Source organism: Nocardioidaceae bacterium SCSIO 66511 (assembly GCA_023100825.1).
In the GTDB taxonomy this organism is placed as follows: domain Bacteria; phylum Actinomycetota; class Actinomycetes; order Propionibacteriales; family Nocardioidaceae; genus Solicola.
In genome coordinates, this window is the sequence record CP095846.1 from 3,341,567 (window position 1) to 3,364,964 (window position 23,398).

At 67.2% G+C, this 23,398-nt stretch carries 20 protein-coding genes; 12 read left to right on the forward strand and 8 right to left on the reverse strand.

The window, feature by feature from the left end:
• Positions 1 to 43: 43 nt before the first annotated feature.
• Both MU582_15720 and MU582_15725 read left to right on the forward strand, forming a co-directional pair.
• On the forward strand, positions 44 to 1,120 hold the full coding sequence (locus tag MU582_15720; protein ID UPK73874.1) for a class I SAM-dependent methyltransferase: 1,077 nt from the start codon (positions 44 to 46) through the stop codon (positions 1,118 to 1,120).
• An 11-nt stretch (positions 1,121 to 1,131) separates the two neighbouring features.
• Complete coding sequence (locus MU582_15725) at positions 1,132 to 1,428, forward strand: hypothetical protein (protein ID UPK73875.1); 297 nt, start codon at positions 1,132 to 1,134, stop codon at positions 1,426 to 1,428.
• On the opposite strand, the gene MU582_15730 is transcribed toward MU582_15725, so the two are convergent.
• On the reverse strand, positions 1,421 to 2,671 hold the full coding sequence (locus MU582_15730; GenBank protein UPK73876.1) for a pyridoxal phosphate-dependent aminotransferase: 1,251 nt from the start codon (positions 2,669 to 2,671) through the stop codon (positions 1,421 to 1,423). The genes MU582_15725 and MU582_15730 overlap by 8 nt on opposite strands.
• Positions 2,672 to 2,741: 70 nt before the next feature.
• Here MU582_15730 and MU582_15735 point away from each other — a divergent pair, with 70 nt between their 5' ends.
• The gene (locus tag MU582_15735) at positions 2,742 to 3,635 is read left to right on the forward strand and encodes a LysR family transcriptional regulator (GenBank protein UPK73877.1); all 894 of its coding nucleotides are present in this window, start codon (positions 2,742 to 2,744) and stop codon (positions 3,633 to 3,635) included.
• Between the two features lie 2 nt (positions 3,636 to 3,637).
• Here the strand turns inward: MU582_15735 and MU582_15740 are convergent, their stop codons facing one another.
• The gene (locus MU582_15740) at positions 3,638 to 5,611 is read right to left on the reverse strand and encodes a protein meaA (GenBank protein ID UPK73878.1); all 1,974 of its coding nucleotides are present in this window, start codon (positions 5,609 to 5,611) and stop codon (positions 3,638 to 3,640) included.
• Positions 5,612 to 5,677: 66 nt separating this feature from the next.
• Positions 5,678 to 6,559 carry a MurR/RpiR family transcriptional regulator gene (locus MU582_15745; protein ID UPK73879.1) on the reverse strand — a complete coding sequence of 294 codons (882 nt, stop codon included), beginning with the start codon at positions 6,557 to 6,559 and terminating at the stop codon, positions 5,678 to 5,680.
• An 85-nt stretch (positions 6,560 to 6,644) separates the two neighbouring features.
• Between MU582_15745 and MU582_15750 the strand changes: the two genes are divergently transcribed.
• The 7 genes from MU582_15750 to MU582_15780 are packed head-to-tail and all read left to right on the forward strand — an operon-like array spanning position 6,645 to position 18,604.
• Entirely contained in the window at positions 6,645 to 7,811 is a 1,167-nt protein-coding gene (locus MU582_15750) for a C45 family peptidase (protein UPK73880.1), read from the forward strand.
• Positions 7,812 to 7,814: 3 nt separating this feature from the next.
• The gene (locus tag MU582_15755) at positions 7,815 to 9,440 is read left to right on the forward strand and encodes an ABC transporter substrate-binding protein (protein ID UPK73881.1); all 1,626 of its coding nucleotides are present in this window, start codon (positions 7,815 to 7,817) and stop codon (positions 9,438 to 9,440) included.
• 10 nt (positions 9,441 to 9,450) lie between these two features.
• A complete protein-coding gene (locus MU582_15760) occupies positions 9,451 to 10,392 on the forward strand; it encodes an ABC transporter permease (GenBank protein UPK73882.1) in 942 nt (313 codons plus the stop codon).
• Complete coding sequence (locus MU582_15765; protein UPK73883.1) at positions 10,389 to 11,243, forward strand: ABC transporter permease; 855 nt, start codon at positions 10,389 to 10,391, stop codon at positions 11,241 to 11,243. The genes MU582_15760 and MU582_15765 overlap by 4 nt, the downstream gene beginning before the upstream one ends.
• On the forward strand, positions 11,243 to 12,229 hold the full coding sequence (locus MU582_15770; GenBank protein UPK73884.1) for an ABC transporter ATP-binding protein: 987 nt from the start codon (positions 11,243 to 11,245) through the stop codon (positions 12,227 to 12,229). Before MU582_15765 ends, MU582_15770 begins: the two co-directional genes overlap by 1 nt.
• Positions 12,226 to 13,056: an ATP-binding cassette domain-containing protein gene (locus tag MU582_15775; protein ID UPK73885.1), complete on the forward strand. Its 831-nt coding sequence runs from the start codon at positions 12,226 to 12,228 to the stop codon at positions 13,054 to 13,056. Before MU582_15770 ends, MU582_15775 begins: the two co-directional genes overlap by 4 nt.
• 25 nt (positions 13,057 to 13,081) lie before the next feature.
• On the forward strand, positions 13,082 to 18,604 hold the full coding sequence (locus tag MU582_15780) for an ATP-grasp domain-containing protein (GenBank protein UPK73886.1): 5,523 nt from the start codon (positions 13,082 to 13,084) through the stop codon (positions 18,602 to 18,604).
• Here MU582_15780 and MU582_15785 read toward each other — a convergent pair whose 3' ends face one another.
• Positions 18,605 to 18,919: an STAS domain-containing protein gene (locus MU582_15785; GenBank protein ID UPK73887.1), complete on the reverse strand. Its 315-nt coding sequence runs from the start codon at positions 18,917 to 18,919 to the stop codon at positions 18,605 to 18,607.
• A gap of 147 nt (positions 18,920 to 19,066) precedes the next feature.
• Here MU582_15785 and MU582_15790 point away from each other — a divergent pair, with 147 nt between their 5' ends.
• Both MU582_15790 and MU582_15795 read left to right on the forward strand, forming a co-directional pair.
• On the forward strand, positions 19,067 to 19,399 hold the full coding sequence (locus MU582_15790; protein ID UPK73888.1) for a hypothetical protein: 333 nt from the start codon (positions 19,067 to 19,069) through the stop codon (positions 19,397 to 19,399).
• 10 nt (positions 19,400 to 19,409) lie between these two features.
• Entirely contained in the window at positions 19,410 to 19,985 is a 576-nt protein-coding gene (locus MU582_15795) for a cob(I)yrinic acid a,c-diamide adenosyltransferase (GenBank protein UPK73889.1), read from the forward strand.
• Between the two features lie 16 nt (positions 19,986 to 20,001).
• On the opposite strand, the gene MU582_15800 is transcribed toward MU582_15795, so the two are convergent.
• The 4 genes from MU582_15800 to MU582_15815 all read right to left on the reverse strand — a co-directional run bounded on the left by MU582_15800 (position 20,002) and on the right by MU582_15815 (position 23,395).
• Positions 20,002 to 20,460 carry a DUF2550 domain-containing protein gene (locus tag MU582_15800; protein ID UPK73890.1) on the reverse strand — a complete coding sequence of 153 codons (459 nt, stop codon included), beginning with the start codon at positions 20,458 to 20,460 and terminating at the stop codon, positions 20,002 to 20,004.
• A 144-nt stretch (positions 20,461 to 20,604) separates the two neighbouring features.
• The gene (locus MU582_15805) at positions 20,605 to 21,000 is read right to left on the reverse strand and encodes a F0F1 ATP synthase subunit epsilon (GenBank protein ID UPK73891.1); all 396 of its coding nucleotides are present in this window, start codon (positions 20,998 to 21,000) and stop codon (positions 20,605 to 20,607) included.
• Positions 21,000 to 22,457: a F0F1 ATP synthase subunit beta gene (gene atpD / locus MU582_15810; protein UPK73892.1), complete on the reverse strand. Its 1,458-nt coding sequence runs from the start codon at positions 22,455 to 22,457 to the stop codon at positions 21,000 to 21,002. The genes MU582_15805 and atpD overlap by 1 nt, the downstream gene beginning before the upstream one ends.
• Before the next feature lie 5 nt (positions 22,458 to 22,462).
• The gene (locus MU582_15815) at positions 22,463 to 23,395 is read right to left on the reverse strand and encodes a F0F1 ATP synthase subunit gamma (protein ID UPK73893.1); all 933 of its coding nucleotides are present in this window, start codon (positions 23,393 to 23,395) and stop codon (positions 22,463 to 22,465) included.
• Between the last annotated feature and the right edge of the window lie 3 nt (positions 23,396 to 23,398).

Here is a 23,398-nt window from a genome sequence, read left to right on the forward strand (position 1 = left end):
CATGGGCATTCATCGGACTGTTCTTAGACAAGAGGTGAGTCCGATGAGCGAAGCAGCCAGCCCGACGATCGACGAGGCCGCGGTAGAGCAGGTGATGGGGCAGATGGCCGGTTTCATGACCGGGCTGTCGATGTGTGCGGGGATCTGGGTTGGGGACGAGCTCGGCTTCTACCGCATCCTTGCCGGCGCCGAGCCCATGAGCGCAGACGACCTTGCAGCGGCGGCGAACACCCACCCGAGACTCACCCGCGAGTGGCTTGACGCTCAAGCCGCCGGGTCGATCCTCGGCTACGAAGCCGCCAGCGACCGTTACGTGCTGTCGGGTGAGGTGGCGTTGGCGCTCGCCGACCCCGACTCCCCGGTCTTCATCGCCCGGGCGATGAACGCGTTGCTGTCCGTCGCGATCGACGGCCAGAAGTGCCTCGATGCGTTCCGTACGGATGGTGCGCTGAGCTGGCGCGACCACGACGAGCATCTTTTCGCCGGTACCGAGTGGCTGTTCCGCACCGGCTATCGAGCCGAGCTGCCCGGCTGGATTGCCGCGCTCGACGGAGTCGAGCAACGCCTCGAGCAGGGTGGGTCGATCGCCGACATCGGATGCGGTCACGGGGCGGCATCCATCGTGTTGGCGACGACCTACCCGAACACGTACGTACACGGATTCGACTTCCACCAGCCGTCGATCGACACGGCCCGGCTCCGCTCGGTCGAGGCCGGCGTCGCCGATCGGGTCGAGTTCACACTGGGCGACGCCCAGAGCTACCCGGGGACCTACGACCTGATCTGCTTCTTCGACTGCCTGCACGACATGGGTGATCCGGTCGGCGCCGCAACGTACGCACGGAAGCATCTCAACCCGGACGGCACCGTCCTGCTCGTCGAACCGTTCGCGTTGGACGATCGGGCAACGAACATCGCCGAGAACCCGATGGCGGCGATCTACTACACGGCCTCGTCGTTCATCTGTACGCCGAACTCGCTGTCCCAGGAGGTCGGATACGCAATCGGAACCCAGGCGGGCGCCGCCCGTTGGCGGGCGGCATTGGCCGACGCGGGTATGACCCACGTTCGCCAAGTGGCCACTACGCCGTTCAACCTCATCCTCGAGGTACGTCCCTAAGGAGCACCGACATGTTCGTCCAGCTCATCGACTCGCATATGTCCGACGTCGACACGGCATTGAGCGAGCTACACAAGGAGTACGAACGTGCAGCAGATGGCAAACACACCGTCCGCCGTGCGATCACCGCCCGAGACCGCGACGACTCGACCCATCTCGTGTCGCTGGTCTTCTTCGACTCCTACGAGTCGGCGATGCAGAACTCCGAGCTGCCCGAGACCCAGGAGATGTCAGCGAAGATGAATGCGCTGGTCGACGATGTCGAGTTCCAGAACCTCGACGTGATCGACGACCGATCGTTCACGTGAGCGACGTCAGTGCCTCGTCGAGCTGATCGAGCCTGCGTGCGACCCACGGAAGGGCACTCGGATCGGTTGCTTCGAGCGCCGCGGTGCGTTCGGCATCGTCTCGACCGTTCAGCATGCTCGTGGCGACTCTCAGGGTGAGCCGCTCCGGATCGTCACCGAACGCCGTGCCCGGGAGCGTCGCGATGCCGAAGCGCTCCAGCAACGTGGTGGCGAGGTCAGGGCTCGTCTCGATCGACCACCGAGCACGAAGTACGTCTCGCACTTTGTCGAACGACGGATAGAGATAGAACCCGCCGGCAGGATCGGGTACCTCGACGCCGCTGCGACGCAGTACGGCCGCCGTCGCTCGCGCGATCGAACCGTGCAGACGCCGGCTACGCGCGATGTGCTCGCCGAGCTCGGCCGGTTCGCCGTACGCCCACGCTGCCGCAGTTTGGACGGGCTGCGGGGCCGACGACCAGATCTCACTCGCGGCAGTCAGTAGCGATGCCTGCACCGTCGCGTACCGAGGCTCAGCGGGGAAGCGCGCGACTCCGATCCGCCAGCCGCCGAGGGCCAGGCTCTTGCTCAACCCGCTCGTCATGATGGTGCGCTCCGGTACGACGTCTGCGGGGCTGAGATATGCCGTCGCAGGATCGTGCACGAGGTCGCGGTAGATCTCATCAGAGATGATCGTCAGGTCGTGGCGACGTGCCACCGTACAGAGTTCGCGTACCGTCTCGGTACGAGCGAGCGTGCCCGTCGGGTTGTCGGGCAGCGTGACGAGGACGACCCGCAAGGGGCGGCCATCGGCCGCCGACTCCCGTGCCAAGGCGTCGACGATCTCCGGATCGGGCACGCCACCCTCGCCGTAACGGGTGGGTACGTACCGCGCGTTCACTCCGAGCATCGCGGCCTGTGCCGCATAGCTGACCCAGCTCGGTTTGGGTAGGGCGACCGATCCGCCCAGAGCCCTGAAGAGCGCGTACAGCAAGGGTTTGCTGCCTGGCCCGACGACGACTTGGTCCGCGGCCGTCGGAATCTCTCGGCGTGTCCAGTACCCGGCGGCCGCCGCACGCAAGGCCGACGAGCCGGCGACGGGACCGTAGTGGTTCTGCGCCGCGGCATCGGCGAGACGGCGCACCAGACCAGGATGAACCGGCACGTTCGCTTCGCCGAACCCCATCGGGACCGTATCGAGCCCGTCGTGGGTACGCCGGGCGATCTCCTCGTTGATCGCCAAGGTGGGCGAGATCGTCTTCATGACTCAAGGGTGCGCTGGAGCAAGCATCGACAAAAGCACGAAAACCTGAGGACGAGCATAAGATTGACCGATGCTTGACCTTCACCGACTCATGCTGCTGCAGCAGTTCGCGATTCGCGGCACCATCACGGCGACCGCGTCGACGCTCGGCTATTCATCTTCGGCAGTCTCACAGCAGCTGTCGGCGCTGGAACACGAGACCGGACTCTCGCTACTCGACCGCACCGCGCGTACGGCTGTGCTCACCGACGCTGGAAGATTTCTCGCTGAGCGCGCCGGCGACCTACTCGGCCACGCCGAGTCGATCGAGTCCCAGATCGCGGCGTACGGCACAGGCGTCCGCGGAACACTCGCTGTCAGCGCCATTCCGACGACCGCCTCAGCCGTTGCGATCGCTCTCGCAGAGGTCGCCGACGCACACCCGGAGCTCGAGACCTCACTCCGGCAAGTTGGCAGCCACGATGCTCCACATGCCTTGCTTTCTGGCGATGTGGACATCGCGGTGATCGACACCTGGGGTGCTCCGTCGACTCCAGATGGTCTCGTCGCCGCCACTCTCGGACGCGACCAGCTGAGCCTCGCCGTGCCACCGGACCATGCGCTCGCGACGGGGCGTACGCCAGTTGCGCTCCGCTCGGTACGCGAGCAGGCGCGCCACTCGACGTGGCTGTGCGCTCCTGAGGGCGAGCCCTCGCGTACTGCGACCGATGCCATGCTGCGCAGTGCCGGCATCGACGCGACGCGACTCTGGGAGTTCGAGGGTCTCGACACCATCGCCGCACTCGTCGCGCAGGGCGCGGGGATCGCTGTCCTGCCCGATCTCGTACTACGCGATACCGCAGTACATGCACGGCCTCTGCGACCCGCACGCGTACGGACGCTGCGCGCGCTCACCCGCCGGTCGGCGACCCGGCGCCCGGCCGTCAAGGCCGCGATCGCGGCGTTGCGCGCGGCGTTCACGTAGTGCTACCGCAGTCCGTTGGCGGTACGAATCGCCGTCACGATGTGCCCCATGATCTCGGTCAGGCCGAAGTCCTTCGGCGTGAACACGGCGGCGACGCCTTGCTCCTCGAGGCGTCGCGCGTCGACCTCGGGCACGATGCCACCGACGATGACCGGGATGTCACCGGCGCCTGCGTCGCGCAAGCCGCGTAGAACATCGGGTACGAGCTCCATGTGCGAGCCGGACAGGATCGAGAGTCCGACGCAGTGGACGTCTTCGGCGACCGCCGCCGCGACGATCTCCGACGGCGTCAGCCGGATGCCTTGGTAGATGACCTCGAATCCGGCATCGCGAGCACGTACGGCCACTTGTTCAGCGCCGTTGGAGTGCCCATCGAGACCGGGCTTGCCGACGAGTAGTCGCAGCCGCCCGCCGAGCTCCTCGCCCGTCGCACGCACACGCTCGCGTACGGCCGAGAGCTCCGTGCCGGCCTCGCTCACGCCGACGCTTCCGGTCACACCGGTCGGAGCCCGGAACTCACCGAACACCTCGCGTAGCGCGCCCGCCCACTCGCCGGTCGTCGCGCCCGCCCGCGCCGCGGCGAGTGTCGCCTCCATCAGGTTTGTATCGGTCTTGGCCTCTGCACGCAGCCGTTCGAGCGCGGTACGCACTGCGTCGTCGTCGCGCTGGCCGCGCCACTGACGCAAGGCCTCGATCGCACTCGCCTCGGCCTGCGGATCGGCAGTCTGGATTGACGTCTCGAGATCGGCCGTCAGAGGCGACGGCTCCGTCTCGAGGTATGAGTTGACGCCGACCACCTTCTGCTCACCGGACTCGATCGCCTCACGACGCCGCGAATGCGACGCTACGAGTGCCTGCTTCATGTAGCCCGACTCGACTGCGGCGATCGCACCGCCCATCGCTTGTACGCGGTCCATCTCGTCCTTCGCACCCTGAACGAGCTCGTCGACCTTCGCCTCGATCACGTGCGAGCCGTCGAAGATGTCGTCGTACTCCAGCAGATCGGACTCGAACGCGAGCACCTGCTGAAGGCGCAGGGACCACTGCTGGTCCCACGGACGCGGCAGACCGAGCGCTTCGTTCCACGCTGGCAGCTGGACGGCTCTCGCACGGGCGTTCTTCGACATCGTCACGCCGAGCATCTCGAGCACGATGCGCTGCACGTTGTTCTCGGGCTGCGCCTCGGTGAGACCCAGCGAGTTGACCTGGACGCCGTAGCGCATGCGACGCATCTTGGGGTCTTCGACGCCGTACCGCTCGCGGGTGATCTCATCCCAGAGACGCCCGAAGGCGCGCATCTTGCACATCTCCTCTACGAAGCGCACACCCGCGTTGACGAAGAACGAGATCCGCCCGACGACCCTGCCGAAGTCCTCGTCGGCGACCTGGCCCGAGTCCTTCACGGCGTCGAGCACCGCAATCGCCGTCGACAGCGCGTACGCGAGCTCCTGTACCGGGGTCGCACCGGCCTCCTGCAGGTGATAGCTGCAGATGTTCAGCGGGTTCCACTTGGGCATGTGCGCGACGGTGTACGCGATCATGTCGGATGTCAGGCGCAGCGAGTGCTCCGGCGGAAACACATACGTGCCCCGCGAGAGGTACTCCTTGATGATGTCGTTCTGGGTCGTGCCCGCCAGGCTCGACGGGTCGACACCCTGCTCCTCGGCAGTGACCTGGTACAACGCGAGCAGCCACATGGCGGTCGCATTGATGGTCATCGACGTGTTCATCTCGCCGAGCGGGATGCCGTCGAACAGCGCCCGCATCTGACCGAGGTCGGCGATCGGAACGCCGACCTTGCCCACCTCACCGCGACTCAGCTCGTGGTCGGGGTCATAGCCGGTCTGTGTCGGAAGGTCGAACGCAACCGAGAGCCCGGTCTGGCCCTTGGCCAGGTTCTTTCGGTACAGCGCGTTCGACGCCGCCGCCGAGCTGTGCCCCGCGTACGTCCGCATCACCCAGGGTTTGTCCCGCATAGGCAAAGGTTAGGCCCAAATGACCGCCGAGTAACCCCCGCGTGAGACGGCTCACGCGAAGCGACCTCAGCGCTGGATGAGTCGCTGGCGAACATGGGTGAGCTGCTCGCGGGCGTGAGTGGCACGCTGTTCGTCGAGCGTACTCAGTCCGTACGCGAGCACATCGGCGACCACCATCGGCGACAGCGCCTCGGCAGACATCTGCGCTGACCCACGAATCGCCAGCAGTCCGACGTCGTACGACCCTGCGAGCTGGTCGTGCAGGCGTTCGCCACTGACCAGGATCGTCGTGGCGCCGACCGAGTTCGCGTGCTCGAGGATCACCTCGATATCGCGTAGCACCCTGCCGGGCTGAAAGACGACGACGGCATCACCGTGCCCCACCTGCATGAGGGCATCGGCAAGCAACAGACCCGTGTCGCCGATCGCACGGGTGTCGTAGCCCATGCGCGCGAGCATCCGAGCGAGATGGCTCGCTCCGTGCTCGGAGCCGCCGTAGCCGAACGTGAAGATGGTGTCTGCGTGCGCGAGCGCGCCAACGGCCGTCTGGAGGTCGGCGTCGTCGACCGCATCCCGAGTCAGCTCGAGCGACTCGATTGCATCGGCGACGATCTGCTGCCTGATGGAGCCGATGTCCGAACCCAGCGCGGCGATGCGTTGTGACAGCCGCTCCTTGGGGTGCGCGGCCGCGCCGAGTCCGTTGCCTGCTTCGCGTTTGAGCTCGGGCAGACCCGTGTAGCCGAGCTTGCGGGCAGTACGAACGACAGTCGCGTCGCTGGTGCGAGTGAGCCGACCGAGCTGTCCGGCATTGGTGAAGATGAGCTCCTCAACCGGCATGGCCTGCACGTACTGCGCGACTCGGGTCTCGGACGGCGACAACCGCTCCAACGCAGCGCTGACTCGATTCGCCAGCGTCGTCGTCGACGCATCCACTTCATCTGTTGACATGACTGAAGTATGCACTACACTCGGCGCCTGACGCACTCACGACATAGTGGGGGCGTTTCGAAATGGTCACTACAAGGAGCAGTGCGTGGACAGCTTGACCCTCCCGTCCGTCGAGATCAGTGGCGGCGACCACGAGCGAGGCACCCAGTACGGCGAGTTCGCCGCAGCTCAGATCCAAGCGGCACGCGACTTCTACGAGGCGTCGTTCGGCGACACGCAGGGGCTGACCTGGTCACAGGTACGCGAGTTCGCCCGCGAGTGGCTCGCCCCGAGCACGGCCTTCGCTCCCGACCTGATCGACGAGATGCGCGGCATCGCCGACGGCTCGGGCCTCGATCTACTCGACGTTCTCGCCCTCAACGCTCGCGGTGAGATCAGCCGGATGCGACGCGATGAGTCGCTGGGTGCGGATGCCGACGAACTCGACCTCGACGCCGACGGATGCTCGTCGTTCGCGCTGCTGGCCGATGCCACCGGTGACGGCCACGTCTACTGCGGCCAGAACTGGGACTGGCGCCACGCCGTACGTGACACCGTGCTGTTGCTACGGGTCGTACGTCCGGACAAGCCGACCATCGTGCAGCACGTCGAGGCGGGTCAGGTCGGCCGCCAGGGAGCCAACTCCGCCGGGCTCGCGCTGAACGCCAACGGCCTCGGCGGGCGCTTCCCGGGCACCTCTCCCGGCGTACCGCAGCCGCTGATCCGCCGCCGCGTACTCGATTCGTTCAACCCGTACGACGCGATCAAGGTGCTGCTCGACGCACGGCAGGACATCCCCAGCAATGCGCTACTGACCCATCGTGACGGCTTCGCCGTCGACCTCGAGACGACGCCGTTCGCCCACGACTGGCTGTACCCGACCGGCGGCGTGCTCGTACACGGCAACCACTACCAAGGCCGCATCCCTGCGCAGCTCGCCGACACCTACCGTCCCAACTCGGCCAGTTCGCTGTATCGCGTGCCGATCATCGAGCGCGGTCTGGCTCAGGCCGCGACGGCCGTCGATGCAGAGGCGATCCGCAAGGTCGTACACGCAACGATGTCCGACCACTTCGGCGCTCCCGAGTCCGTCTGCTCACATCCCGATCCCACCCACGACGAGCTGCGGCAGTGGTCGACCCTGCTGTCCAACTGCGTCGACCTCACGACCGGCACGTACCACCTCACCCCCGGTATGCCGTGCCAGCACTCCTACGAGGTCGCCCCCTGGAACGTCTACGACGGTCCCGACTCACCCACTCACACGAGGTAGATCATGAATCGCCGCATCATCGCACCGATGGCGCTGCTCGGCGCCGCGGCCGTCGTCCTGACCGGCTGCGCCGACTCCGACTCGAGCGGAGGCAAGCCGCCGACCGAAGACGAGCTCGTCGCCACCACCAAACCCGCTTCCGGCCCCGCCGACCGCGTCAACTGGATGCTCTCGGCCGAACCCGCCACCCTCGACTCCGACGTCGATGCCGGCGACGTCGAGGACTCCGTGATCGCGAACGTATGCGAGCGGTTGTTCCAGGTGCAGCCGGACTACAGCATCGAGCCGCACCTCGCCAAGTCTGTCAAGCGACCGAAGCCGACCACGGTTGTCTACACGCTGCGCGACGACGTCACCTTCCACGACGGTAGCCCGATGACCGCGGACGACGTGGTCTGGAGCATGCACCGACATGCCGAGCCCGGCGCCGACGAGTCCGATGAGTACGAAGGCGTGAAGCAGGTACGCAAGACCGGCGAGTACGAAGTGACCGTCACCCTCGCCGAGCCCGATGCGCAGTTCGACATGCGGATGGCCGGCGACGGCGGCATCGTCTGGAACCGCAAGGTGATCGACAAGCAGGGCGACTCGTTCGGCACGCCGGACAGCCCCGACGCCTGTAGCGGCCCGTACGAGCTGACGGAGTGGAATGCGGGTACGTCGATCACACTCGACGCCGCGCCCAGCTACTGGGACAAAGACCGTGACGTCAACACGCAGAGCCTGACGTACCGGTGGGGCGCTGCCTCCGCGGTTGTGAACGCCGTGAACTCCGGCGAGGCGGACGGCACGTTCCTGACCGATCCGTCGCTGGTCGGCCCGCTCGACTCCAACGACGATCTGACCGTCTCGTACGGAGCGACCACCACCTCGTGGCAGGTCTTCCCGGCGCGCGGCGACGGGGCGCTCGGCGACGACCGGATCCGCACCGCCCTGTCGCTCGCGATGGATCGCGACGGCATCGTGAAGGCGGCGTTCGACGGACGCGCCGAAGCGTGGAACGTCCCGGTCGGCTCCGGCACCTGGGGGTACGCACCAGAAGTCTTCCAGGACGCGTTCGACGCGATCGACACCACTCCTGCATCACCCAGCGACACTGATCTGGGCAAAGCCGAGGACCTCGTGAAGGAGGCGGGCGATCCCGGCCCGATCACCATCGCCACGAGCGGCAGCGAGGTCCAGAACGTCATGGCGAACGGCGTACGCACCGCAGCATCGGAGATCGGTCTCGAGGTCAAGATCAAGACACTCTCGGACGCGCAGTACTCGGAACTGTTCGCCAGCGAGGATGCACGGGCCGAGATCGACGGTTTCATCGGTGACTGGTACCTCTCCAAACCCGATCCGCTCGGGATGTACGACAACGCACTCCCGGGCGGTGTCAACAACTACGTGGGCTTCGACGATCCCGAGTACGCGCAGGCGTTCAATGCCGCGGCAGGCGAGTACGACGAGGACAAGCGGGCGAACCTCACCGTGAAGGTGCAGGACATCTATCTGGACAACATGCTCTCGATCCCGCTCGTGATGACGCCCAACACCCTCGTGACGTCGAGCAAGCTGTCCGGCGCGCCCGTCGCGATGGCCTACCTCACGTACCCGTGGGCCGCGGACCTCGGTTCAGCCTGACGCGGCCGCCATGCGAACTGTCGTACGCAACGTCGTCGAGGTGGCGGTGACCCTCCTCCTCGCGTCGTTCCTGATCTTCCTCGCGATGTATCTCGCTCCGGGTGACAAGGCGGCACTGCTCGCGGGTGGACCCGACAACCTCTCGCCGGAGACACTCGATGCGATCAACGCGCAGTACCACTTCGACGATCCGATGCTGGTCCAGTACTTCTACTGGCTCGGCAACGCGATCCAAGGCGACTTCGGCACGTCCTACGTGTACGGGCAGGACGTATCCAGCCTGCTCGCGTCGAGGCTCGACGTGACCGCATTCCTGGTCGTCTACACCGCCGTTCTGATCGTCTTCATCGGCGTCGTGCTCGGGGTGGTCTCCGCCCTGCGCCGTCGTAAGGCCGCCGACTCGGCGATCCTGATGGTGACGACGTTCCTCGGTGGGATTCCCCCGTTCGTCGCGGCCGTCGCGCTCATCGCCGTGTTCGCGGTCGGCCTGGCGTGGTTTCCGACCACAGGCGCCGGCGAGGGCATCACGGACCGGCTCTATCACCTGACGCTGCCGGCGATCGCACTCGCGGTGGGTTCGATAGCCGGCATGACCCGGGTGACCCGGCAGTCGATGGTGAGCCAAGCCGACTCGCCGCACGTCGACGTCGCCCGTACGCGGGGTCTGCCGAATACCCACATCGTGCGGCAGCACATGCTCCGCAACGCCGCCGCACCGATCATCACGATGGCCGGGCTCATCACGGCCGGCACGATCGCCGGCACGGTGCTTGTCGAAGAGGCCTTTGGCCTCAGCGGTGTCGGCAAACTGCTGATCGACGCAATCGACCAGCGCGACATGCCCGTGACGCAGGCCGTGTTACTCCTGCTCGTCCTCGCCTACATCGTGACGACCAGAATCGCCGACGCTCTCCAGCAGCTGGCCGACCCGCGACTGCGAGGTGCCGCATGACGGCCACCACCTCCGCTTCGATTCCGATCGCGAAGACACGCAACCGGGCGGGCGTCACGTTCTGGCTCTCCGCCGTGTTCGTTGCGGCCGTGGTCTGCTGCGCCGTGTTCGCGCCGTGGGTCGCGCCGCACGACCCCACCGAAGCCGATCTGTCCGCATCGCTCGAAGGCATCAGCAGCGCTCACTGGCTCGGCGCCGACCAGTCGGGGCAGGACATCGCATCGCGGATCATGTACGGCGCTCGTACCGGCCTGATCGGCCCACTGCTGATTCTCGGCTTCGCGCTCATCGTCGGGCCGCCGATCGGGATTCTCGCCGCGTGGAAGGGCGGCTGGGTCGACACGGTGATATCCCGGGCGACCGACGCCGGTATCGCGTTCCCGGGTCTGCTGTTCGCGGTTCTCGTCATCGCGATCTTCGGCGAAGGCATCACGGCGGCCGTGATCGCGCTCGGCATCGCGTACACACCCGCCGTTGCGAAGCTCGCTCGCAGCGCAGCGCTCTCGGAATGCCGCCGTGAGTACATCGAGGCGTACCGAGTCATGGGCGTCGGCGGAGTCGCCATTTGCCTACGGAGACTCGTTCCTCGCGTCATCCCGTTGATCTTGGGCTACTGCGTTGTGCTGTTCGGAGAGGCACTGATGAGTCTCGCAGGTCTCAGCTACCTCGGCCTCGGCGCGCAACCACCGAGCTCGGACTGGGGCCTGATGGTCTCCGAAGGCCAGTTGCCCCTGATCCAGGGGTCGGTACTGCCGGCACTCGCACCGGGCGCCGCGATCGCCTTGACCGTAGTCGCGGTCAACGTCGTCGGGGTACGCCTGGCCGACCGGCTGGGGGTGGATCGGCCGTGATGCTGGAGTTCCAAGACCTGGGCATGACGCTGCCGGGTACGGCTCGTCCCGTGCTCGAAGATGTCTCGTTGACGATCGCGCCGGGTGAGATCGTCGGCCTGGTCGGTGAGTCCGGCTCGGGCAAGTCGACAACCGCACGTGCCGCCCTCGGGCTGGTACCCGACGGCGCCACAGTGAGCGGCCGGGTGTGCCTCGGCGGCACGAACGTCCTCGACCTCGACGACGCTGGGCTGAGACGTCTGCGCTCCGAACGGCTCGCGATGGTCTACCAGAACCCGCGTTCGGCGTTGAACCCCGTGCGCACGGTCGGTGCGTACGCAACCGAGCAGCTGCGGACGGCGTTCGGCCTCGCCTCCTCGGAGGCGGAACACCGGATCGTGGAGCTGTTCGGCTCGGTCGGGCTTCGAGACCCAGAACAACTCCTCGATGCCCACCCGCATCAGCTCTCGGGCGGCATGCTCCAACGGGTCGTCATCGCGTCGGCGCTCGCCGGCGAACCCGAGTTCCTACTCGCAGACGAGGCGACGAGTGCGCTCGACGTATCGACCCAGGCATCGATCGTGGCGCTGCTCATGTCGCTGCGCGCCGAACACGACCTCGGCATGCTGTTCATCACGCACGACCTCACGCTTGCGTCGGCGATCTGCGACCGCGTCTGCGTGATGTACGCCGGCCGCATCGTCGAGGTGCAAGCAGGAGACCGGTTGTTGGTCGAGCCGCGCCACCCGTACACGGCGGGGCTGCGCGACAGCACACCGCAGCTGCTGTCAGGGCACCCCATCCGACCAATTGCAGGCGCGCCGCCATCACTCGGCGAGTCCCTCGGGGGCTGCGCGTTCGCGCCGCGGTGTCCGTACGCCGAACAGGCTTGCCGCGATGCAGTACCGCAGCTTCACGTAACCGGCGACGATGCCGTCGCATGCCGCCGCCACGGTGAGGTCGACCTCGCACCCGTGACCACATCCGTTGTGGAGGGAGCACCATGACGCACCACCCGATCGCACTCCGCGTCGACGGGCTCCGCAAGACGTTTCGTACCCGGGCAGGCAACGCCGTAACGGCCGTCGACGACGTGTCGTTGTCGATCTCCCCCGGGGAGTCGGTCGCGATCGTCGGCGAGTCCGGAAGCGGAAAGTCGACGATCGCCCGCATCATGGTCGGTCTCGAACGAGCCGACGCGGGCACGGTCGAGATCGCCGGCCGTGACTTCACCACACCGCCGCGCGGCCGACGCGCACGTCTGGAACGCGCACGAGCCGTTCAACTCGTGTTCCAGAACCCCTTCGGCTCGCTCGACCCCGCTGCAACCATCGAACAGAGCCTTTCGTACGCCCTGGCTCTGCACGGACGGCCCGATCGAGCACGTCGCACCGCGGAGCTACTCGACCGGGTAGGTCTTGGCAAGCGTGAGCGCGAAGCCCGACCGGCGTCGCTGAGCGGCGGACAGCTGCAGCGCGCGGCGATCGCCCGGTGTCTCTGCGTCGAGCCCGACGTACTCGTGCTCGATGAGGCCGTCGCCGCGTTGGATGTCTCGATCCAGGCCCAGATTCTGCTGCTCATCGATGAGTTGCGCACCGAGCTCGGGCTGACCTGCGTCTTCATCAGCCACGACCTCGCGGTGGTCGAAGCGGTGAGCGATCGACTGGTGGTCCTGCTGCGCGGCAAGATCGTCGAGGAGGGGTCCACAAAGGACGTTCTCCGCGATCCGTCGGACGATTACACGCGAATGCTGTTGAACAGCGTTCCGCATCCGGGATGGGAGCCGGCAGCCGGCCCGGTCGGCGCATCGGCGGGGTTTGCGACTCGCCCGTAACTCACGGACATGGCAGATTCGGTCCGTGACGTTCACTCGTATTGCCATCGTCAACCGCGGTGAGGCGGCCATGCGCCTCATCAACGCCGTGCGGGATATCAACGCCTCGCACCTCTCCGACACGCCGGAGCTGCGTACGATCGCGCTGCACACCGACGTCGACGCGACGGCGAGGTTCGTACGCGAGGCCGACGAGGCGTACCTGCTCGGTGCCGCTGCTGACCGCCCGTACCTCGATCTCGACGTGCTCGAGCGGGCGCTGGTCGCCACCGGCGCGGAAGCGGCGTGGGTCGGCTGGGGATTCGTCGCGGAGGACCCCGCGTTCGCGGATCTGTGCGAGCGACTCGGTGTCGTCTTCATCGGCCCGACGGCCTCGGCGATGCGCAAGCTCGGCGACAAGATCGGCTCGAAGCTGATCGCCGAGGAGGTCGGCGTGCCGGTCGCTCCATGGAGCGGTGGAGGTGTCGACACCCTCGACGATGCCCTCGCGGCCGCCGACCGGATCGGCTATCCCCTGATGCTCAAGGCGACCGCGGGCGGCGGCGGACGCGGTATCCGCAAGGTCGACGGCGTCGACGACCTCGCCGACGCGTACCAACGGACTCGCGACGAGGCGGAGCGCGCGTTCGGCAGCGGCGTCGTGTTCCTTGAGCGCCTCGTGACCGGCGCACGGCACGTCGAAGTCCAGCTCATCGCCGACGGCCAGGGCACGGCATGGGCGATAGGCGTACGCGACTGCTCCGTACAGCGACGCAACCAGAAGGTCATCGAAGAGTCGGCATCGCCGCTGCTGACGACCGAACAGAGTGACGAACTGAAGGCGGCCGCCGAGCGACTCGCGCTCGCCGTCGACTACCGCGGTGCAGGCACGGTGGAGTTCCTCTACCACCCCGACGACCGCGCATTCGCCTTCCTCGAGGTCAACACCCGGCTGCAGGTCGAGCACCCGATCACCGAGATCACGACCGGACTCGATCTGGTTCGGCTCCAGGTGCACATCGCGCAAGGCGGCCGGCTCGAGGGCGAGCGTCCCGTCGAATCCGGGCACGCCGTCGAGGCCCGGCTCAACGCCGAGGACCCGGACCGCGACTTCGCTCCGGCACCGGGCCGCATCGCCCGCCTCGAGTTCCCGGCCGGACCGGGTATCCGGGTCGACTCGGGTGTCGGTGAGGGAGACACCATCCCGGCCGACTTCGACTCGATGATCGCCAAGATCATCGCCTCCGGCCGCGACCGGGACGAAGCACTCGCCCGGCTCCGGCGTGCACTCCGAGCGACGACCGTGGTGATCGAGGGCGGTGCGACGAACAAGTCGTTCATCCTGGAGCTACTCGACCAGCCCGAGGTCGTCACCGGGAAGCCGTCCTGGGCGAGCACGGGCTGGATCGACACCGCGCGTGAGCAGGGCCGGCTCGTGGCGCAGCAGCACTCCGGGATCGCACTCGTCGCCGCCGCGATCGAAGCGTACGAGGAGCAGGAGCGGTACGAGATCGCCCGGCTGCTCGAGACCGCCCGCGGCGGCCGTCCGCAACTCCAGCACGAGGTCGGCAGGCCGATCGACCTGAAGCTGCGTGGCGCGTCGTACCGGGTCACCGTGATCCAGTCCGGCCCCGATCGATACTCCGTCGCCGTGACGGCGGGCGCCGAGCAGCAGACTGTGGAGGCGCACGTCGACCGGCTCGACGACTTCCACAGCCGAATGACCGTTGCCGGCCATACGTATCGGCTGGTGACCGCGACCCACGGCCCGACGCAACTGGTCGAGGTCGACGGCGTGACCCATCGGGTGAGCCGTGACGAAGGCGGTGTCCTGCGCGCACAGGCTCCCGCCCTGGTCGTCGCGACGCCCGTGGCGGCGGGCGACGAGGTCGCATCCGGTGCGTCGGTGCTCGTCCTCGAGTCGATGAAGATGGAGACCGTGCTGTACGCGCCGTTCGCCGCACGGGTCAAGGAAGTTCTGGTACGTACCGGAAGCCAGGTCGAGACCGGCGCGGCGCTGGCACGTCTGGAACCCGTCGGCAACGACGACGCCGTCGAGGAAGACAGCGGAGGCGGGCTGACTGCCCTGGAGCTGCCGTCCGCCGACGAGGTCCCCTCGCCGAGCGAGCGTCTCGACGCCGCCCGCGCCGACCTCAGCGCCTTGCTCCTGGGTTACGACGTGAATCCGCAAGAGCGCGGCAGAGTGCTTCGCGACTACCTCAGCGCGCGCGATGAGCAGGGCGGCGACAGCATCCAGCACGTGGCCGACGAGCTGTCGGTGCTCGGGCTGTTCACCGATATCGCGGAGCTCGGACGCAACCGCCCGGCCGGTGAGGACGTGCACACCGAACTTCGCGTACACAGCTCGCGCGAGCATCTGCATACGTACCTGCAGAGCCTCGATCCGGACCGGGTCGGCCTACCCGAGCAGTTCCGTGACCGGCTCGTACGCGTGCTCACGCACTACGGCATCGACGATCTCGAGCGATCCGCCGCGCTCGAGGAGGCCGTTTTCCGGATCTTCATCACCCAGCAGCGCCCGGCGACCGACGTCGAGGTGGCGGTCGCGCTGCTGCAGCGCTGGCTGCACACGCCCGCGCCCGGAGACGAGATCGCGGCAACGGCGCGTGAACTGCTCGAGCGGATGGTACGCGCGACTCAGCTGCGCTATCCGGTGGTCGGCGACCTGGCCCGCAGCATCCGGTTCCGGTGGTTCGACCAGCCGCTCGTCGACGCCGAGCGGCTGACCGTTCTCGGCGGCGTCGCCGACGAGGTCGAGGCGCTTGCCGCCGACCCGTCCTCCCCCGACCGGGCCGAGCGCATCGCCACGCTCACCGCGATACCCGAGCAGCTCGTCGGTTTTCTCGGCGCCCGGCTCGAGAACGGCCCGCCGCGTGAGGAGCCGCTCCTCGAGGTGTTGGTGCGCCGGCACTACCTGGAGTACGACCTGCACGACGTGGAGAATCTGCACGTGGGCGACCGGCCGCTGGTCGTCGCGGAGTACACCGTTGGCGATATCGGGCCGAACCGCCTCACGACGACGATCGGCACCCTCGACGAGCTACACCAGCCCGGCGGCGCGCTCGACCAGGCGATCTGTGCACAGCTCAGCGACGCGCGACCGAACGTCGTCGAGTTGTACCTCCACGCCCCGGACGTCACCGAGCAAGGCGACGCGACAGCGGCGCTCGTCCAGGCCGCACTCGTCAGCCTCGACCTCGCGCCGCGCGCGCGACGCATCGCCGTCGCGGTCTCACCCGGAGGCGGCCGCGAGGTCGGCTACTACACGTTCCGGCGCGATGCATCCGGTCAGTACGCCGAGGACGATCTGGTTCGCGGGATGCATCCGATGGTCGGGCGCCGGCTCAACCTGTGGCGGTTGAGCGAGTTCGACGTCACCCGACTCGATGCCCCTGCCGACGTGCTGCTGTACGAATGCGTGGCAAGGGAGAACTCCCGCGATCGGCGCCTGGTCGCGATGGCGCAGGTACGCCAGCTCGCGGTCGTACGCGACGAGGACGGAACGGTCACCGGTCTCCCCCACGCCGAGCGTGCGGTCGAGAACTGCCTCGAGGCGATCCGTCGGGTACGCACCTCGCGCGGCTCCGCCGGCAGCAAGCTCGACCAGAACCACGTCTGGGTCACGGTCTGGCCCGTCGTCGAAGCCGATGTTGCCCAGCTCACCGCGCTGCAGTCCAAGATCACGCCGCTCAGCGAGGGCGCGGGCATCGAGGAGGTCCTCGCGCAGGGTCGCGTCGCCGGCCCGGACAGTCAGACGTACCCGGTCGCGATCCGATTCCATTCGCGGGCCGGCGCCGGTGTCGTCGCCGACATCGAGGCGCCACCGACCGAGCCGCTGCGACCGCTCGACGACTACGCGAGCAAGGTGCTGCGAGCCCGGCGGCGCGGACTGGTGTATCCGTACGAGCTCGAATCCGTTCTCGCGGCCGGTGGCTCGCTGATCGAGCACGACCTCGACGACACCGGACGCCTCGTTCCGGTCGACCGACCGCGTGGGCAGAACAAGGCGGGCATCCTGGCCGCCGTCGTGTCCACCCCGACGCCGCTCTACCCCGACGGCATCAAACGGGTCGTGCTGTGCGGCGACCCGACGAAGTCGCTCGGCGCGGTATCCGAACCCGAGTGCACACGGATCATCGCCGCCATCGACCTCGCCGAGGAGCTGGGCGTGCCGGTTGAGTGGTTCGCCATCTCGGCCGGCGCCAGAATCTCCATGGACTCCGGTACGGAGAACATGGACTGGGTCGCCGCCGCGCTGAAGCGCATCGTGGAGTTCACTCAGGCCGGCGGCGAGATCAACGTGGTCGTCGCCGGCATCAACGTCGGCGCCCAGCCGTACTGGAACGCCGAGGCCACCATGCTGATGCACACGCGCGGCATCCTGGTGATGACACCGGACTCGGCGATGGTTTTGACGGGTAAGCAGTCGCTGGACTTCTCCGGCGGCGTCTCGGCCGAGGACAACTACGGCATCGGCGGGTACGACCGCGTCATGGGCCCGAACGGGCAAGCGCAGTATTGGGCACCGGATCTCGCCGGAGCTCTGACGATCCTGATGCGGCACTACGAGCACACGTACGTGGAGCCACATGAACCCGGTCCGCGTCGGGCACACACCGACGACCCCGCAGATCGAGACGTGTCGACGTACCCCCATTCGATTCCGGACAGTGAGTTCACGACCGTCGGCGAGATCTTCTCGGCCGCTCGCAACCCGGACCGCAAGAAGGCGTTCGACATTCGTACCGTGATGCGCGCCGTAGCCGACCAGGATCACCCGCTGCTGGAGCGGTGGGCCGGTATGGCGGATGCGGATACCGCGGTGGTCTGCGATGCCCACCTGGGCGGGCACTCGGTCTGCCTGCTCGGCATCGAGTCCAGGCCGGTGCCGCGTGGCGGGTTCCCGCCGACCGACGGCCCGGACACCTACACCGCAGGTACGTTGTTCCCGCGGTCGTCGAAGAAGGCCGCGCGGGCGATCAACGCCGCTTCCGACAACCGCCCGCTCGTCGTACTGGCGAACCTGTCCGGCTTCGACGGGTCCCCGGACTCGATGCGCAACCTACAACTCGAGTACGGCGCCGAGATCGGCCGGTCGATCGTCAACTTCAACGGCCCGATCGTGTTCTGCGTGATCTCGCGCTACCACGGCGGGGCATTCGTGGTCTTCTCCAAGCGGCTGAACCCGTCCATGACGGTGCTCGCGGTCGAAGGGTCGTACGCATCGGTGCTCGGCGGAGCCCCCGCCGCTGCGGTGGTGTTCTCCTCGGAGGTCGACAAGCGTGCGGCGGCAGACCCCGGCGCGATAGCGCTCGAGGAGCGGATCGAGTCCGCGAACGGACCCGAACGAGCCCGGCTCGCCGTCGAGCTCGCAGAACTGCGCGCTGCGCTGCGAGCGGAGAAGATCTCCGAGGTGGCCGCGGAGTTCGACGGAATCCACGATATACATCGCGCCGTCGAGGTGGGATCGGTCGACGAGGTGATCGCCCCCGATCAGCTGCGACCGAAGATCATCGAGGCGATCGAGCGTCGCCTCGGCGGGAACTGATCAGACCGCCTCGCGCTCGACGGCAACCACCCGGGTCAGCCGAGTCATGGCCAGCGCGCGGCGCAGTTGCACGCTGCAACCGCGAAGAACGAGGCGGTGCCCGCCGCGGGTCACTCGCCGATGTGCTCCCGCGATGACGCCGAGGCCGGTGGCATCGACGGACTCGACTCCGGAGAGGTCGACGATCAGCTCGGTGTCTACTCCCTCGCGAAGCCCGTCGATCGCGTCGTACAGCTCCCCGCGTACCTCGGACACCGTTGCACCGTCGAGTCGGCCGTGCAATCGCAGCACCCGCGACTGTAGCGAGATCACCATGTCAACCCCCAGCTCTGCGTCTCCCCCGATGGGCTCTTGACCCTAACGACGTACCAGCCTGCTATCTGGTTGCCGCGGTTCGGTGCGAATCTCAGTAACATTTACATCACAAGTGACTTTTTCCTGTAACAGCGCCAGAATTGGGGGATGAACCTCGCGTCGACGGCCACGACGGTTCAGCCCTTGCTGATGCCGTTCCTCGTGTTCGTCGTGATAGCCGTCCTCGCCCTCGTGCTGCGCTGGGCACAGACTCCCGTGCGCGAGCGGCGAGCGAGCCGGCGGGGCCTGTTGATCCCCCTGACCAGGGTGGCGACCCAGGACGCCGCCGACCGGGTCACTCGCACTCTTCGCCATGGCGGCATCAGGGCGACGTCGGCCCACGCCGAACACGGCGGCGTCGACGTACTCGTCTGGCAGGAGGAGTACGGCGAGGCACGGATGCTCGTACGCGAGCACGGCGGTCGAGAGTCCGACGGCTAGCCTGACAGCCATGGTGAACCTGACCCGCATCTACACCCGAACGGGCGACGCCGGCACCACCCGGCTCGGCGATATGAGCGAGACGAGCAAGGTCGATCTGCGGCTCCTCGCGTACGCCGACGTCGACGAGGCAAACAGCCAGATCGGGTACGCGCTCAGCCTGCGCGAGCTCGACCAGGACGTCGTCGAAGTGCTCACGCATGTGCAGAACGACCTGTTCGACGTCGGCGCCGATCTGTCGACGCCGGTCGTCGAGAACCCCGCCTACCCGCCGTTGCGCGTCGAGAGCGACTACGTCGACCGCCTCGAGCAATGGTGCGACCACTACCTCGAACCGTTGGAGAAGCTGCGCTCATTCATCCTCCCGGGCGGCTCGCAGAGCGCGGCGCTCCTGCACGTCGCACGCACGGTCGTACGCCGCGCCGAACGCTCCGCCTGGGCCGCGTACGCCGAGCACGGCGACACGATGAACGACACCGCCATCCGCTACCTGAACCGGCTGAGCGACCTGCTGTTCATCCTGGCCCGCTACGCGAACCGAGAGCAGGGCGATGTGCTGTGGGTACCCGGCGGCGAGCGCTCCTAATGCCCTGCACTACCCGTCAGATGACCTTGCCCGACTCGCGGCCGGGCGGGCCGGACTCGAGCCAGGCGAGCATCGCGGTCAACGACTCCGGACTGAGCGCGAGCTGGATCGTGCCGTCGTCGGAGCGGCACTCCACGACGACGTTGCCGGTGTACAGGGCGAACACCTCGGGGCCGACCGGATCCCGCCGCCCGGTCACCTCGACGTGGCCGCGTTCGATCGTGTACGACGGACGCATCCCCAGCGAGAAGACCCGGAACCATTCGAGTCGCTCACCGGCATAGCGACCGACGCCGAGCGTCCACCCGCGGGCGGCCTTCCCGCTCGAACCCGGCGGGCGTCGGTTCAGACTCAGCTCGAAGGTTCCGCCCCCACGCGCCAGCAGCCGGCGCCGGACGATCACGGCCACGACGACCAGGATTGCAAGCACCACGAGCACGCCGATGGAGTCAACGACCCACTCCCATGGCGGCAACGCGAAACCCTCTCGACGGCTGGGAATCGAAACCGGGCGAACTCGAGAACCCGAGAATTCACCCTGCCGACAATATTAGAGGTCCCGCCAACTGGCTTGTTGGCGGGACCTCTACTACACGTTCTCAGACCGTCTGGATTGACCTCAGCGTCCGATCTCGGCCGCGCGTACGCGCGCCTCGGCCCGGCGTAGCTGTTGTTCGGCCGGCAGATCGAGCGAGCCGGTCTGCCGAGCCTGCTCGAGGTCGTGCTTTGCCTGCTCGAGGTCGATGTCGTGCGACATCACCGCCTGCTCGGAGAGGATCGAGACGCGGTTCTCGGCAACGGACAGGAATCCGGCGTCGACCGCCGCCACCCAGGTCTCGTTGTCCGTGGTCTCGATCTCGACGACGCCCTCGACCATCAGCGACAGCATCGGGGCGTGGTTCGCCAGGATGCCGACGTCGCCCTCGACCGTACGCGCGATCACGTTCGTCGCATCGCCCGACCACACAACGCGGTCGGCCGCGACGAGCTCTACCTGCAGGACCTCTTCGGACATCAGAGGTTCTTCTGGATATCGGCCCACTTCTTGTCGACGTCGTCGAGACCGCCGCACATGAAGAAGGCCTGCTCGGCCACGTGGTCGTACTCGCCGTCACAGATCTTCGTGAACGCCTCGATGGTCTCCGCAAGCGGAACGGTGGAGCCCTCGATGCCGGTGAACTGCTTGGCGACGTAGGTGTTCTGCGAGAGGAACCGCTGGATCCGACGCGCCCGGTTGACGACGACCTTGTCCTCCTCGGACAGCTCGTCGACACCGAGAATCGCGATGATGTCCTGCAACTCCTTGTTGCGCTGCAGGATCTGCTTGACGCGCGTCGCGGTGTTGTAGTGATCCTGCGAGATGTAGCGCGGGTCGAGGATCCGCGACGTGGACGTCAGCGGGTCGACGGCCGGGTAGATACCCATCGACGCGATCTCACGGTTGAGCTCGGTCGTCGCGTCGAGGTGCGCGAAGGTGGTCGCAGGCGCCGGGTCGGTGTAGTCGTCGGCGGGCACGTAGATCGCCTGCATCGAGGTGATCGAGTGACCACGCGTCGAGGTGATCCGCTCCTGCAGAACGCCCATCTCGTCGGCAAGCGTCGGCTGGTAGCCCACCGCTGAGGGCATCCGGCCGAGCAGGGTCGAAACCTCCTGACCCGCCTGGGTGAACCGGAAGATGTTGTCGATGAACAGCAGCACGTCCTGGTTCTGTACGTCGCGGAAGTACTCCGCCATCGTCAGCGCGGACAGCGCGACTCGCAGACGCGCGCCGGGCGGCTCGTCCATCTGACCGAACACGAGCGCGGTCTGTCCGAGCACGCCGGACTCGTCCATCTCGACGATCAGGTCGTTGCCCTCACGCGTACGCTCGCCGACACCGGCGAACACCGAGACACCACCGTGGTCGCGGGCGACTCGGGCGATCATCTCCTGGATCAGCACGGTCTTGCCGACACCGGCACCACCGAACAGGCCGATCTTGCCGCCCTGGACGTACGGGGTCAGCAGGTCGAGCACCTTGATGCCGGTCTCGAACATCTCGGTCTTCGACTCGAGCTGGTCGAACGCCGGAGCCTTGCGGTGGATGCCCCACCGCTCGTTGACCTCGAGCTTCTCGCCCTCGGCGAGGTTGAGGCAGTCGCCGACGGTGTTGAACACGTGGCCGAGTGTCGCGTCGCCGACGGGAACCGAGATCGGCCCGCCCGTGTCGGTGACCGTCGCGCCGCGCACGATGCCGTCGGTCGGGCGCATCGAGATCGCGCGGACCATGCCGTCACCGATGTGCTGAGCGACCTCGAGGGTGAGGTCGTGCGTCTCGCCGCCGATGGTGGCTTCGACCGTCAGCGCGTTGTAGATGTCGGGCATCGCATCGGACGGGAACTCGACGTCGAGCACCGGTCCGACCACTCGTGCGACGCGACCGACGCTGGCTGACGCCTGCGTGTTCTGCTCTTCGTTAAGGGTGGCAGTCATCTCTCTCACTCGCTCCCCGCGGTCGCGTCGGCAAGGGCGTTCGCACCGCCGACGATCTCGCTGATTTCCTGGGTGATACCGGCTTGGCGGGCCTGGTTGGCGATCCGGGTGTACTTCTGGATGAGGTCCTCGGCGTTGTCCGTTGCGGCCTTCATTGCCCGCTGCCGGGCAGCGAGCTCCGATGCCGCCGCCTGCAGCAGGCAGAAGTAGATCCGGCTGTGGACGTAGCGCGGCAGCAGCGCATCGAGGACCTCGGCTGCGTTCGGCTCGAACTCGTACAGAGGCAGGACCTCCGACTCGGCCGGAGCCTCCTCGCCTTCGACGACCTCGAGCGGCAGCAGCCGGATGACGTCCGGCGTCTGCGTCAGCATGCTGCGGAACCTGGTGAACACGATGTGCAGCTCATCGACTGCACGCTGCGGGTTCTCGGCCTCGGGATCGTCCGGGTCGGTGTTGAACGCGTCGACCAGCGTGTTGCCGATCTCGCGTGCCTCCTCGTAGCTCGGATGATCGGAGAAGCCGGTCCACGACTGCACGACCTCGCGACCACGGAAGGTGTAGTACGCGACCGCCTTGCGACCCGTGACGTAGAGGTCGATCTCCTTGCCCTCTTCGCGCAGCTTCTCGACGAGGCGCTCGGCCTCCTTCAGCGCCGATGAGGCGTACGCACCGGCAAGACCCCGGTCGCTGGCGATCACGAGGACGGCGGCCCGCTTGGGGTTCTCCGACTCGGTCGTCAACGGATGCTCGACGTTGGAGTACGTCGCAAGCGCCGAGACTGCACGGGTGAGCTCGCGCGCGTACGGGGTCGCCGCGGCCGCCGCCTGCTGTGCCTTGATGATGCGCGAGGCGGCGATGAGCTCCATGGCACGCGTGATCTTCTTCATCGACTGCGTCGATCTGATCTTCGCGCGATACTCGCGGAGCGATACGGCCATCGC